The 13,235-nt window shown below is 71.8% G+C and carries 11 protein-coding genes and 1 pseudogene; 3 read left to right on the top strand and 9 right to left on the bottom strand.

The annotated features are described in order from the left end of the window. A pseudogene (locus tag ABT297_RS29425) lies at positions 1–739 on the bottom strand (hypothetical protein); the annotation flags it as partial. 154 nt (positions 740–893) lie between these two features. Further along, positions 894–1,553, bottom strand: a complete 660-nt coding sequence (locus ABT297_RS29420; protein WP_350555458.1) for a methyltransferase — start codon at positions 1,551–1,553, stop codon at positions 894–896. Between the two features lie 179 nt (positions 1,554–1,732). On the opposite strand from ABT297_RS29420, the gene ABT297_RS29415 reads away from it, so the two are divergent. Beyond that, positions 1,733–3,682, top strand: a complete 1,950-nt coding sequence (locus ABT297_RS29415; RefSeq protein ID WP_350555456.1) for a DUF6311 domain-containing protein — start codon at positions 1,733–1,735, stop codon at positions 3,680–3,682. 98 nt (positions 3,683–3,780) lie between these two features. Here the strand turns inward: ABT297_RS29415 and ligA are convergent, their stop codons facing one another. The 3 genes from ligA to ABT297_RS29400 form a co-directional block, all read right to left on the bottom strand. Then, entirely contained in the window at positions 3,781–5,853 is a 2,073-nt protein-coding gene (gene ligA / locus ABT297_RS29410) for an NAD-dependent DNA ligase LigA (RefSeq protein ID WP_350555454.1), read from the bottom strand. Between the two features lie 149 nt (positions 5,854–6,002). Beyond that, positions 6,003–6,833, bottom strand: coding sequence for a hypothetical protein (locus tag ABT297_RS29405; protein WP_350555452.1), 831 nt, complete (start codon positions 6,831–6,833; stop codon positions 6,003–6,005). Further along, positions 6,830–7,138, bottom strand: a complete 309-nt coding sequence (locus tag ABT297_RS29400) for a PadR family transcriptional regulator (protein ID WP_350555450.1) — start codon at positions 7,136–7,138, stop codon at positions 6,830–6,832. Before ABT297_RS29400 ends, ABT297_RS29405 begins: the two co-directional genes overlap by 4 nt. A 194-nt stretch (positions 7,139–7,332) precedes the next feature. Between ABT297_RS29400 and ABT297_RS29395 the strand changes: the two genes are divergently transcribed. Then, positions 7,333–8,895, top strand: a complete 1,563-nt coding sequence (locus tag ABT297_RS29395) for an acyltransferase family protein (protein ID WP_350555448.1) — start codon at positions 7,333–7,335, stop codon at positions 8,893–8,895. On the opposite strand, the gene ABT297_RS29390 is transcribed toward ABT297_RS29395, so the two are convergent. Next, entirely contained in the window at positions 8,835–9,671 is an 837-nt protein-coding gene (locus tag ABT297_RS29390; protein WP_350555446.1) for a class II glutamine amidotransferase, read from the bottom strand. The two genes, ABT297_RS29395 and ABT297_RS29390, sit on opposite strands and share 61 nt — an antisense overlap. A 302-nt stretch (positions 9,672–9,973) precedes the next feature. Between ABT297_RS29390 and ABT297_RS29385 the strand changes: the two genes are divergently transcribed. Then, the gene (locus ABT297_RS29385; protein ID WP_350555444.1) at positions 9,974–11,074 is read left to right on the top strand and encodes a carboxylate-amine ligase; all 1,101 of its coding nucleotides are present in this window, start codon (positions 9,974–9,976) and stop codon (positions 11,072–11,074) included. 159 nt (positions 11,075–11,233) lie between these two features. Here ABT297_RS29385 and ABT297_RS29380 read toward each other — a convergent pair whose 3' ends face one another. The 3 genes from ABT297_RS29380 to ABT297_RS29370 form a co-directional block, all read right to left on the bottom strand. Beyond that, positions 11,234–12,238, bottom strand: coding sequence for a LacI family DNA-binding transcriptional regulator (locus ABT297_RS29380; RefSeq protein WP_350555442.1), 1,005 nt, complete (start codon positions 12,236–12,238; stop codon positions 11,234–11,236). Positions 12,239–12,435: 197 nt separating this feature from the next. After that, positions 12,436–12,828, bottom strand: coding sequence for an ATP-binding protein (locus ABT297_RS29375; RefSeq protein WP_350555440.1), 393 nt, complete (start codon positions 12,826–12,828; stop codon positions 12,436–12,438). Continuing rightward, entirely contained in the window at positions 12,821–13,147 is a 327-nt protein-coding gene (locus tag ABT297_RS29370; protein ID WP_350555438.1) for an STAS domain-containing protein, read from the bottom strand. The genes ABT297_RS29375 and ABT297_RS29370 overlap by 8 nt, the downstream gene beginning before the upstream one ends. Positions 13,148–13,235 lie beyond the last annotated feature (88 nt).

Here is a 13,235-nt window from a genome sequence, read left to right as displayed (position 1 = left end):
TGCCGGTGCCCGCGCGGGCCTGGCCGGCCGAGCCGGCCAGGCCGACGCCGAAGTACAGCCGGCCCTCGGCCACGACGAAGTTCTTGATGTTGTCCCACTCCGGGAACCGCTTCCAGCCCAGGAAGCGCGCGTCGCTGGCCCGGTAGGCCAGCAGCACCACGGTCCCGCCGGCCTGCGCGCCCTGGTCGAGCGCGGTCTCGATGCCGCCGACGAACACCACGTCACCGAGCGACCCGGCCGCCCGCAGCCCGACAACGTCGTCGATGCCCGGGAACTGCTCCCGCGTCGGGGTGCGCTCGACGGTCTCGCCGGTCTCGATGTCGTACTGCCACACCTGCGCCGGCACCGCGTCGCCGACGATGCCCCGGTTCGGCGGGACCCCGTGCACGGCGTTGTAGGAGCCCTCGAACTCGACGGTGACGTTGTCCGGGTCGTGAAACGGCCGGTTGAGCGGCGCCATCCCGGCCGCGACGAAGTCCGGCGTCACGGTGGCGATCCCGGCGGCGGTGGCGTTGGCGACGGTACCCCACCAGACGCTGCGCTGCCGGTCGTCGGCGGTGAGCGCCCAGATGTACTGCTGCGTCGTCTGTGGTGTCCCGCCCTCGGCGCACCCGCCGCCGGGCCCGATGGGCTGCGTCGGCTCCCCGAAGCCGAACCAGCACCGGTCCGGCTGGGCCTGCGCGGCGACGGTCACGCGGTGCCGGGGGTCCTCGCCCGGCCTGCGGTCTGCACTCATCACGCCATGGAGGTACCCCCGCCGGGCACGCCTAGTCCGCGCCGGCCCTGGGCAGCCAGGACAGCCGGCGGGCAGGACCCCGATTCACCCGGTCGGTGGGCGCCCCGTGAGCGCCTCCGGCGCGCGTGAAGCTCGCCGGAGGCGCCGCCGCGGCTGGTCAGCTCTCCTGCGGGCGGCGGGCGATCGCGACAACCGACTGACCGAAGGGCGGCCGGATGCCGCGCTCGATGAGGCGGGTCAGCGGGGCCACGGCCATGTCGTAGAACTTCACCATCGGGCCGGGGCCGGGCATCTGCTTGAGCAGGCAGGTCGAGACGTAATACCCGATCAGGCCCAGCGAGTTGGCGTAGTGCAGCTTGACGATCTCGAGATCGGCCGCGTCGAGCGCCGCGCGCATCGTCTTCTTCGTGTAGCGGCGCACGTGGCCGGTGGCGATGTCGGCCGGGCCCATCGCGAACGGGAACGCCGGGACGACGATGACGACGTGCCCGCCGGGGCGCACGAGCGAGCGCATGGTGCGCAGGCCGCCGATGTCGTCGTCGATGTGCTCGAGCACGTTGTACGAGATCGCGGCGCTGTGCTCGGCGGTGACGTCGCTGGGCAGCAGCAGCTCGCGAACCGTCACGCCGGGGTGGTCGGCGAACCGCTCCTTGAGCGCGACGATCCGGCCCGAGTCGGCCTCGGTCAGCGTCATGGTCGAGGCGTGCTCGAGCCACTCCGCGGCGTAGTCCCCAAGACCGGCACTCACCTCGATGGGATGGTCGCCGAGATACGGCGTCGCGAAGGCCACGAACCACTTACGATGGTTCTTGGCCATGGCCAGGCCTTCGAGCACTTCCGATTGGACAGCCTGGTCGCCCAGTATTGCCGCGTCCGGATTCGGCACTCTAGCACCCCTACGTGAATTTTCGGTCAGAACTGGCGTAGTGTATCGGCGTTGATACTGCCTCACCACCCCCCTTGGGCGCACCTCGACCGCCAACTATCGTGTCACCCGTGAAATTCGGGGAGAGGACACACGAAGTCCGCGCTGCGGCGATCGCGCTGCTCAGTTATGTCGCGTGCGCCGTCACGGTCCTGCAGCACCTCTGGGCCGATCCACAGGGCCGGATGCTCACGGACAACGGCCAGGATCAGATCTTCTTCGAGTGGGTGCTGACGCATGGGGCACGCGTGTTCACCCATGGTGACAACCCATTTTTCACCGACCAGCTGAATGCGCCGCTCGGCGTCAATCTCATGGCGAACACATCCGTTCTCGGCCTCGCGCTGCCATTGGCACCGATCACTCTGCTGTTCGGCGTCGGCGTCACGTTCGCGCTCATCGACACGATCGCGCTCGCCGGAACCGCGGCCGCGTGGTATTTCATCCTTTCCCGGCACGTCGTCTCGTCCCGGACGGCCGCATTCGTCGGGGGGCTGTTCTGCGGATTCGCGCCTTCGATGATCTCGCAGAGCACCGGGCACCCCAACATCGCCGGCCAGTTCCTGATCCCCTTCGTCGTCTGGAACGTGCTGCGGCTGGGACGACCCGGCCCCACGCTGCGGCGCGGCCTGGGGCTCGGCGCGGTGGTGCTGTACCAGTGCTTCATCAACGAGGAGATCCTCTTCCTCACGGCGATCGCCCTGTTGGTCTTCCTCCTGGCGTACCTCCACCCCCGGGAATACCTCCGGGTCGCCCGCTCGGCCCTGCCCGCCATCGGCGTCGGCGCCCTGTTCGCGGGCGTATTCCTCGCATATCCGCTGTACCACCAGTTCTTCGGCCCGCAGGCATATCACGGGCTGCCCGATTACGTGCACAGCTACAGCAGCGACCTGGCCTCATTCAAGGAATTCAGCCGCCGCTCGATCCTCGACCCGGACGTCACCGCCATCGACAAGATGGGCGGCCCGACCGAGGAGAACACATTCTTCGGCTGGCCGCTGCTGGGCCTGCTGCTCACCGCCACGGCGGCCCTGTGGCACCGGCGCGCGGCCCGCGCGCTGTTCATCACAGCGCTGGTCTTCGGGCTGCTGTCGCTGGGCCCGGAGATCAAGTACAAGGGCGAGCCGACCGGCTGGCACGGACCGTGGGAGTGGGTGCACCAGCTGCCACTGTTCGACTCCGTCGTGCCGACCCGCCTGGCCCTGGGCATCGCGCCGCTCGTCGGCGTGCTGCTGGCGATGCTGATCGACCGCTACGTGGTCGGCGTCAGTCCCGCCCCGGAGCCCGACGCCGCCTCCCCCGTCCTGGCCCCGACGGCCTCCGCCACGACCCCGGCTGCCCCCGCGTTGGCCTCCACCGGCGGCTCCGCGATGGCCTCGGCCGCCGATGACCGCGGCCTTTCCAGCGGCGTGCCGGGCGAGTCCGGAATGCTGGAGAGGCCGGAAGGGGCGGCGAGGGCCGGGACGGAAACCAGGCCGGCCCTGGAGCTGGAGGAGACCACGCCGGCGGCCCGCTGGCTGTGGGCCGCGGCGCTGCTGGTCGCCCTGGTCCCGCTCATCCCGACCCCGCAGCCAGCGTCCGAGCGCTCCCCGGTCCCCGCGTTCTTCAGCAGCGGCACCTGGCGCGAGACGATCCCCGAGAACTCGACGATCGTGCCGCTCCCGCTGAATTGGTGGACGAGCCTGGACGCGATGCGCTGGGGGACTCAGGCGAACCTCGAGTTCCGCGTCGCCGGCGGCTACTTCCTGGCACCCGACCCGTACGACCCGGAGAAGACGGCGATGTTCGGGACCCGGACCCGCCCGACGATGGAGATCATCAACACCGCGGGCAGCGACGGCACGATACCGCAGGTCACCCCCGACCAGCAGGCCCAGGCGAAGGCCGACCTCGCGTTCTGGCGCGCCGACTTCCTGGTCCTGCCGGACCAGCACGGCAACAGCGAGGCGATCCGCCAGACCGCCGAGCTGCTCTTCGGCCCCGGCCGCCACGTCTCGGACGTCTGGATCTGGAAGGTCTGACCTACCCGTCGCAGGTGCGTGCCTCCCGGCGACCCGCCGGGAGGCGCGACACTGACGCCGTGGGATCGGGATCGCCTCCGCTCCCCGCTCCGGATGGGTCAGGCGCCGGTCGCGCGGAGCAGTTCGGCGAACTCCTCGGCCGGCATGATGCGGATGCCCAGCTCCTCGGCCTTCGCGGCCTTCGAGCCGGCGCCGTCTCCCACGACCACCAGGTCGGTCTTCTTCGACACCGAACCGGATGAGCGGCCGCCGAGGCGCTCCACTGCCTCGTTGCCCTCGTTGCGGGTCAGGCCTGGCACCGAGCCCGTCACGACGACCGTCATCGGGCTGCCGTCCTCCTTCCGCAGCGGGAGCGGCGCCGGGGGCTCGCCGTCCACGTCCGCGGCCCCGCCGACATCCGAGGCGTCGCTCGAGCCGTCGATGGAGGTCGCGGCAGCGGGACGGGGACGGAAGTTGGGCTCGGTCATGTTCACGCCGCGGGACACCAGGCGGGCGATGACCGGCCCCAGCTCCACCAGCTCGGCGGCGATCGTCACCGCGCGCTCCGGGCCGACGCCCTCGACCTCTTGCAGGTCGGCGACCGAGGCGGACAGCAGCGCGTCCATCGTGCCGAAGTGGGTGGCCAGGCGGCGCGACATCGAGCGGCCCGTCATGCGCACGCCCAGGCCGGTCAGCACGCGCGACAGCGGCTGGGTCTTGGAGGCCTGGACGGCGGTGACGAGCTTCGTCGCGGAGACCTCCCCCATGCGGTCGAACGCGGCCAGGGTGGGCACCTGAAGGTCGTAGAGGTCGGCCGGGTCGGTGACGAGGCCGGCGGCGACGACCATGTCGATGAGCTTGCCGCCGAGACCCTCGATGTCCATGGAGTCGCGGGCGGCGTAATACGCCAGTGCCTCGCGCGCCCCGCAGGCACGGCCGCGCGTGCAGCGCCAGCGCTTCTGGGTGCGGTCGATCTCGCCGTCGCAGCGTGGGCAGCGGACCGGCGGTTCGAACGGCTCGGAGCCGGGCGGGCGCTCGTCGAGCTTCGCGCCGGTGATCTCGGGGATGACGTCGCCGGCGCGGCGCACGAACACGGTGTCGCCCGGGCGGACGTTGCGCCGGACGAGGTCGCCGAAGTTGTGCAGGGTCGCGGAGGTGACGATGACGCCGCTGATCTGGACCGGCTCGAGGACCGCGACGGGCGTGATGACGCCGGTGCGCCCGACCTGCACCTCGATCGCCTTGAGCCGCGTGGTGCGGGTGTCCGCCGGGAACTTGTACGCGATTCCCCACCGCGGCGCTCGGCTGGACGAGCCGGCGAGCTCGCGGTCGGCTGGCTGGTCGGCCTTGATGACGGCGCCGTCGATGCCGTAGCCGAGCGCGCCCCGGCCCGCGTTGAGCGCGTGGACGGCTGCGAGGACGTCATCGACGCTCGCGCACACCGGCATGCCGGCGGTGCAGGACACGCCGAGGCCGGCGAGCTCCGCCATGGCGGCCGAGTGCGGCCCGTCGCCGAGGCCGCGCACCCCATACGCCAGGAACGACAGCGGCGCGTCATAGGTCCGGTCCTGCGCCCGCAGCGTGCCGGCCGCAGCGCTGCGCGGGTGCGCGAACGGCGGCTCACCGGTGGCGGTGCGCATGCCGTTGGCCACCTCGAAGTCGGCGTCGGTCATGAAGACCTCGCCGCGCACCTCGATCGTGACGGGCTCGGCGAGCCGCTCCGGCAGGCCCGCGGCCCGCCGCGCCTGCCCCGTCACGTCCTCGCCGGCCCGCCCGTCACCACGGGTCGCGACCTGCACGAGCTTGCCGTCCTCGTATCGCGCCGCGATCGCCAGCCCGTCGATCTTCGGCTCGACGGTGTACGCGGCGGCGGGCCGCCCGAGCAGCCGCTCCAGCCGCGCCGCCCACTTGCGCAGCGTCTCCTCGTTGAACACGTTGTCGAGGCTCAGCATCGGCTCACTGTGCACGACGTCGCCGACGACCCCGCCGCCGGCCGCGACGACCTCGGTAGGCGAGTCCTCGACCTTCCAGTCCGGGTGCCGGTCCTCCGTCGCCGCCACCCGCGCCATGAGCGCGTCATAGTCCGCGTCGTCGATCGCGAGATCGGGGCCGCTGTAATACGCGGCGGCGGCTTCCCTGATCTGCGAGATCGCGGTGCGATACTCGGCTGCGGTGTCGAATGGCTCGGTCATGACCGGGAGCCTAGTCATGGGGTACGACAAAAACCGGGGAGCCCGGCGAAATGTCGGATTCGCACTTTTCGCGGAGGCCGGCCACAACGCGTCGGCCTCCGCCCGGAAGCGGGCTGGGGAATCGGCGTCCCGGCCGCGCCGCCTCGTTCTCAGTCGCGGAACCAGACGACCATCGCCCAGCCGAAGGTGTTGTCGATGATGACCACGGCGAAGCCGGCCACTGCCAGCAGACCCAGCGCGACTCGCCAGCGTCTGGGCAGTCCGAACCGGCTCATCGCCAACCCGGTCGCGACGATCCCGGTGACCGACAGCGCCACACCGCCGGTGAACATCGTCAAGGCGAATAGGTCGACGGCAGCCAATGCCAGCATCATGAGCCCGAGGAACGCGCCCCGGGCCAGCGTGCGCAACCGGTCCCGCCAAGCCTGGCCGCGTGAGCGCAGCAGGAAACCGACGGTGACCACACAGACCACAGCCACCAGCAGGGGGTCCAAGCCGATGGCGGCGTAAGCGCCCAACACCAGCGCTACACGCAGCGGCAACGGTAGCGACGGGTCGCCACCCGGCCACATCGTCTTCGGGTCGCTGTCAATGCCGGCGGCCTGGCGCGCCGGAACTTCGAAGGTGTACGGGCCGGCCATCACGAGCAGCCAGCTCAGCACCGTCCAGCCGAGGCTGATCGCGACGACCCAGGCCAGCATCCGGGTCGTGGGCAAAGCCGGTGACGACACACTGCGGGGGCCGTCGACCTGGGCGCGGCGGGCGACGGCGCGCAGGGAGGGCAACGTCCAGGCGGCGGCGAGCAGGTACCGCCAGCGATCGGTCGGCCGGCCTTCGCGGGCCAGGTCGGCCAGGTCCGCGGCCCACTCCGCCCGCTGGCGGGCGCGGAAATGCGCCGGCAGGGCCGTGCCGAACGCGGCCATCAGCACCCGCTCGATGCCGGTCAGGTCGCCGGTGCGGCCCGCCAGGCCGGCGGTCACCACGCCAACGTCCCGGTCGGGTTGGCCCGCCGGCCACGTCGCCGGGCGTTGTCGGCCAGCGCGTCGTGGGCCGCGCTGGCCCCTTCCGCGGTCAGCGCGTAATACCGGCGGCGAGGCCGGCCCTCCAGGTGCGGATCGACCTGCTCCTGCCAGCTGCGCAGCCAGCCGGCGTTCTCGAAGGCCACCAGGATGGGATAGATGGTGCCGGGCTCCAGACCGGCCGCGTTGGCCAGGTCGAGCCCGTACCGCTCCCGCGTCGGATCATCCAGGAATGCGCGTAGCACCAGCAATCGAGGTGTGGTCATGCGTAATCCAGCCATGCACATACTCTATATAGCTAGTCCTAGTTCTGCATAGCCCGCCCCGATGCGACACGATGGCAAACGGCGGGAGCCGGCCCAGCACGGTCGACCCAAGCTCGTCCTGGCGGGGTCGCCCACTCGGATCGAACCTCGCCGAATCTCCCGCGCCCGCCGCCCGGGGCCGCAATGATGCCCGCGTGACGCACGCAGGCGGCCGCGACCGCTACCTCGACACACTTCGCGCGGTCGCCATCGCCCGGGTCGTGGTGTTCCACATGTTCGGCTTCGCCTGGCTGAGCTACGCCTTCCCGGCAATGGGCGTGATGTTCGCCCTCGGCGGCTCGCTCATGGCCGCTTCGATGCGACGCTCCGCGACCCGCGCCATCCAGGGCCGGCTCCGCCGGCTGCTCCCGGCACTTTGGGCGATGGGCCTGATCCTGGTACCCGTCATGCTGTGGCGCGGCTGGACCGGCGACGCGGCCGAGCTGCTCCTGTGGGCGGTACCGATCGCCGACCCGCCCGGCGCCGAATGGGCCGCGGACGCGACGGTCGTGCTGTGGTACCTGGCGACGTACCTGTGGCTGGTGCTGCTGTCCCCCGCCGCCTGGTGGCTGTTCCGGCGCCTGCCGCTCGTCGCCGTGCTGCTGCCGCTGGCCCTGCTGGCCGTCACCCAGCTCGGCCCGATCTCCCTGGAGGGCCGCGCCGGCGCCGTACTGGTCAACGTCGCCACGTTCGCCGCGTGCTGGATCGCCGGCTTCGCGCACCGCACCGGCGCCCTGCGTCGCATGTCCCTCCCGCTGCTGCTCGCGCTCTCGGCGGCCGGCCTCGCGGCGGGCGCGGGCTGGGCGCTCACCCACCCCGCCGAGGGAGGCTCGGCGAACCTCAACGACATTCCGCTCGCCCAGGCCTTGTACTCCCTCGGCTTCGTGCTGCCGGTCCTGCGCCTGTCCCCGTCGATGGCCTGGCTACGCCGGTTCCGGCCGCTGGACGCGCTCGTCACGCTGCTCAACGCCCGCGCCGTGACGATCTACCTGTGGCACAACGCGGCCATCGCGGTGTGCTTCCCGATCGGCGACCGCCTGGAGGTATGGCGGCTCAACCCCGCGCTGGTGCGGCTCGGGTACTTCGGGGTCGCGCTGGTGTTGCTCACGGTGGTCGCGGTCCTCCTCGGCTGGGTGGAGGACGTGGCGGCGAAGCGTCGGCCGAGGCTGCTACCGCTCGGCGCCGCTCGACCACGGCACGTCACCTCCGCACCTCATGATGCGGCAGCTACCGACGGTGGCGGCGCGGCCATCGCCTCCGACCACAGCGTGACGGCTACAGACGGTCGTGCAGCAGACATCGCCTGCGGCCACAGCCTGACGACTGCGGACGGTCGCGGCGCGGCCATCGCCTACGGCCGCAGCGCGACGACTGCGGACGGTCACGTAGCGGTCGCCACCGACGGTCGCGGCGTGGCCACCGTCGACGGCCGCGGCGTAGCCACCGTCGACGGCCGCGGCGTAGCCACCGTCGACGGTCGCGGCGTGGCCACCGCCGGCCCTCCTGACGGAGCGGACGTCGAAGCTCCCGGCGCGGGTGCTGCCGGCAATCGGAGCGCGGGCGAGTTCGATCCGGACAGCACGGTCGAATTCCGGGTCGGCGATCGGGCGGGCCGCGGTCCACAGTGGACTCAGGCGGCCTCCGCGGCCCCCGCTCGTCAGCACGATTCGGGCTGGAACTCGCCGACCACGTCGACGCCGGGCTTCACCAGTTCGTAGCTCGACTCGGCGACCGGCTGCCAGGCCCCGACCAGCCCGCCGAGCGGCTCGGAGACCACGATGCGCGTCTCCTCCGACACGTGCTGCAACACCGGGTTGTCCGGGTACATGGTGCGCAGCGTGTCGACGGCCGTGCTGCAGTACAGGGATCGGCTCCGTCGCTCGCTGGAGTAGCGGAACGACCAGAGCCGCTCGCCGTCGGAGAGCGCCACCGTCATCTGCATCGGATTGTCGATCCCGTGCTGCCGGCCCACCTGCTCGACGTAGCCGACCATGCGCTCCACGGCGGCGACGGCGTCCTTCTCCAGGCCGTACGTGAGCGCGAGATAGAACATCAGCTCGGAGTCGGTGGACCCGCCGATGCAGTTGAACAGCTCCGGATCGACGGCGAGCGTGAGCGCGCGCTTGAGCTGGGAGAATCCGCGGATCCGGCCGTTGTGCAGCCACAGCCAGCGGCCATGCCGGAACGGATGGCAGTTCGTCTGCTGCACCGGCGTGCCCGTGCTCGCCCGGATGTGGGCGAGGAACAGCCCGGACCGCACCGAGCGGGCGATCTCGCGCAGGTTCTCGTCCCCCCACGCCGGGCCCGTGCCGCGAAACAGCGTCGGCTCGGCCGGCCCGTCCGGCGTGTACCACCCGACGCCGAACCCGTCGCCGTTCGTCGTGCCCACCCCGAGTTTCGAGTGCATGCTCTGGTCGATCAGCGAGTGCTCGGGCTTGTAGAGCAGTTCCTCGAGCAGAATCGGCGACCCGGAATACGCGAGCCATCGGCACATGTCGCACCTCCTCACCCGATGGTCGGCGCCCGGTGAGCCGTGACCACTCACCCACAAGGGATGACGTCGCCAGGCGGGGATGACCTGCGACCCGTCCGTGCCCGGCAGCCGGCACGACGGCCGGCCCGGCGAGACGCACGGTGACCGGCAGCGGCCTCGAGGGAGGCGGAGCGGAGCGGTGACCCGGCGCAGTTACCGGCGCACCGTGCGTGCGGGCGGTCACCCGTCCGGGATGACGTGCGGCGACGCGGCGCGGGGTGACGCTTCACCCGTCCAGGCAAATTCCGTGGAGGGAGGCGGCGATGCTCACCGTAGGAGTCGAAGAGGAGTTCCTGCTCCTGGAGCCTGACGGCGCCGTGGCGCCGGTGTCTGCCGGCGTGCTCGGTGTCACCAGCGGCGACGACCGGGTCAGGCACGAGTACACGGCTTATCAGCTCGAAACCGTCAGCGGCGTGCACACCCGCCTCGACCGCCTTCACGACGAGCTCGCCGAGCTCCGGCGGACCGCCGCGCGCGCCGCCGAGCTGGCCGGGGCACGACTCGTCGCGGCCGGGGCGCCGCCCTTCCGGCGCGGGCCGCTGGAGACGCTGACCGACGATCCACGGTACCGGCGGCTCGCCGACCGTTTTCCCGGCGCGACCGCGGCCGCCGCCGGGACCTGCGGCTGCCACGTCCACGTCGGCGTGGCCGACCGCGACCTGGCGGTCGGCGTCCTGGGCCGCCTTCGACCCTGGCTGGCGCCGCTGCTCGCGCTCACCGCGAACTCACCGTGCGCGGACGGCGCCGACAGCGGGTACGGCAGCTTCCGCTACGAGGCGCGCCGCCACTGGCCGACGTTTCGCGCCCCGGAGGTCTGGACCGATGCCCGGGACTACGATCGAGCGATCGAGGCGCTCATCTCCGGCGGCACCGCGCTCGACATCGGCGGCGTGCACCTGCTGGCGCGCCTTTCGGGGCGATACCCCACGATCGAGGTCCGCATCGCCGACACCTGCCTGAGCGTGCACGACACCGTACTGCTCGCCGGCATCGTGCGGGCGCTCGTCGCCACCCTCATCGACGACATCCGGCGTGGCCGGATCGCCGAGACGACGCCGTCGGCGCTCGAGGTCGAGGACGACCTGGCCGCCGCGGCGCGTCACGGGCTGGTGGGGCGTGGGCCGCGGCCCGGCCGGCCCTCGGTCGCCATCGCCGACCAGCTGCGCGTGCTGCTGCGCAAGGTGACGCCGGCCCTCGGCGAGTCCGGCGACGCGGTCGCCGTGCACAGCCGGCTCGGCTGGCTGGGCCGCCACGGCACCGGCGCTGAGCGGCAGCGCTCGCTGCTGCGCCACGATCCGCGGCCGGACGCCTTCGTGGCCGCCCTCGCCGGCCACACCGTGCCCCACCCGAGCCGCCTTTATTGATTACCGATTATCCGCAATTCGATAAACACCGACCCGCGCGCCGGGCCGGGGCGCCGAACCGCGTGGTGGTGCCGCCGCGCGGCAAAGCATGGCACAGCGTGGACGGTCACGCCGGTTCGCCCGCCCACAAACGCGCGAGTCGCATCGTCACCGAGGTCGTCACACGGCGGCGGTCGACTGCCGCACCACGAGCCGCGTCGCGAGCCGGATGTGGGGGTTGTCCAGTTGCTCGCCGCGGATCACCTGGATGAGCAGGTCGATCGCGCGGTGCCCCATCTCGTGGATCGGCTGCTCCACGGTGGTCAGCGCCGGGCTGGCCAGGGCGGCCTCGGGCAGGTTGTCGAAGCCCACGACCGACAGGTCCTGCGGCACCCGCAGCCCCATCGCGACCGCGCCCTCGACCGCCGCGATCGCCGAGATGTCGTTCGCGGCGAACAGCGCCGTGGGCCGGTCCGGCGACTCCAGCAGCCGCCGCGCCGCCGCGGCCGAGTCGTCCGGGTCGTAGTTACCGGGCTGGATGAGTTCCGGGTCGACCGGGATCCCTGCCGCGCACAGCTCCTCGCGGTAGCCCTGCTCACGCAGCCTGGCCGACTCGAGGTCCGGACGCCCCCCGATGAGTGCGATGCGCCGGTGCCCCAGCTCGATCAGGTGCCGCACGCCGGTGCGCGCGCCGAGCAGGTTGTCGGAGTCCACCGTGGGTAGTCCGGTCGGCCCGTTGTGCGGGTCGACGGCGACCACCGCCGAACCGAAGTCCGGCTCGACGACGGTGGGCGTGACCAGCACCGCGCCGTCCACGAGGGTGCCGGACAGGCGCGAGAGGTACCGCTGCTCCCACCCCGCGTTGTCGACGGTGCGACCGCCGGCCGAGTAGACGACCAGCTCGTACCCGGTGCCCTTGATCGCCTTCGCCGCGCCCTTGAGCAGCTCCGTCGAGAACGGCTCAAGGTCGGCGACCAGGATGCCGATCACGTTGGTCTTGTGGTTGCGCAGACTCTGCGCGACCAGGCTCGCCTCATAGCCCAGCGCACGGATCACCGCCTGGACGTGTGCGCTCGTGGCCGCGGAGACGCCGTAACGGGCGTTGAGGACCTTGGACACCGTCGCGACCGAGACACCGGCCGTTGCGGCGACGTCACGGATGGTGACTCGGGAACTGGGTTTCACGAGGGCACAATAAACTGCGGGCGTGGGAAGACGACGCCGACGCGATCATGGCGGCCGCACGGAAGCTCGGCCACACCGTCACCCTGCAACCCACCGGCTGAGCCAAGCACAACCACCCACCACCCAGACCGCCGAAAGGGGGACCGGGTGGCGATGCCGTACGCCCCTCGCCCGACGTGGTCACCGTTGTTTTCCGATCAGGTAAGTCCGAGGCGCAGCCGTACGACGGTGCCGTGCGCTCCGGCGAACGCCGCGACGTGGTCGCACACCAGCTCGACGATGGCCAGGCCGCGACCGCGCTGCGAGTCGGCGGGTGGCATCTCGCGGCCGAACGAGCGCATCGGCCCCTGGTCCACGACGTCGCAGACGATCTGGCCGGACTCGGCCCACAGGTGGACCTGACCGCCCTCCTCCGTGTGTTGCAGCGTGTTGGTCGCGAGCTCGTTCACCGCGAGCGTCAGCAGATCGGCCCGGGCCTGCGGCAGCCCCAGCGCGATCGCCCGGGCGGCCACGAACGCGCGCACCGCCGCTAGGTCGGACACCAGTGTGTAGACGATCGACTCGCCGCGACCGGGCGCCCGCTCAGCCATCGCGCCCGCCGTCGCGCGGCCGCGGCAGCTCGCCGACACCGCTGACCTCCGGCACCTGCCCGACCTTCCCGCCGACATTGACAACGCGGAGCCGGCCGCCGCGCTCCAGGGCCGGGCGATGGGCCGTGACCAGCGCGTGCACGTCCCTGGAGTCCTGGAACGTCAGCCGGGCGAGGTCGACGGCCACGGTCGGCGCGACCCGCACCGCGGTCATAAGCGCCGCCGTGCATTCGTCGCGTGCCGCGAGGTCGCGGTCGCCGCACACCACGACGTCCGCCCGCTGCCCGTCGACCGACGTCCCCACCTCGAACCGCGTCATGGGTCAGCGGCCCTTCCTCCCCCGGTTGCCGACCACCGAAAAACATCATGGCATCCGCGGACGTGATTGGGCTGCCCCGCCGCCGGAT

Source organism: Dactylosporangium sp. NPDC000555, assembly GCF_040300025.1.
Classification (GTDB): Bacteria; Actinomycetota; Actinomycetes; order Mycobacteriales; family Micromonosporaceae; genus Dactylosporangium.
The sequence above is the reverse complement of the archived record's forward strand: the minus strand, read 5'-3'. Positions and strand labels throughout refer to the sequence as shown.

Coding starts and splice junctions, on each gene's coding strand:
- ABT297_RS29420 (WP_350555458.1), bottom strand. CDS start 1,553: ATGGCCAAGAACCATCGTAAGTGGTTCGTGGCCTTCGCGACGCCGTAT.
- ligA (WP_350555454.1), bottom strand. CDS start 5,853: ATGACCGAGCCATTCGACACCGCAGCCGAGTATCGCACCGCGATCTCG.
- ABT297_RS29400 (WP_350555450.1), bottom strand. CDS start 7,138: ATGACCACACCTCGATTGCTGGTGCTACGCGCATTCCTGGATGATCCG.
- ABT297_RS29390 (WP_350555446.1), bottom strand. CDS start 9,671: ATGTGCCGATGGCTCGCGTATTCCGGGTCGCCGATTCTGCTCGAGGAA.
- ABT297_RS29385 (WP_350555444.1), top strand. CDS start 9,974: ATGCTCACCGTAGGAGTCGAAGAGGAGTTCCTGCTCCTGGAGCCTGAC.
- ABT297_RS29375 (WP_350555440.1), bottom strand. CDS start 12,828: ATGGCTGAGCGGGCGCCCGGTCGCGGCGAGTCGATCGTCTACACACTG.
- ABT297_RS29370 (WP_350555438.1), bottom strand. CDS start 13,147: ATGACGCGGTTCGAGGTGGGGACGTCGGTCGACGGGCAGCGGGCGGAC.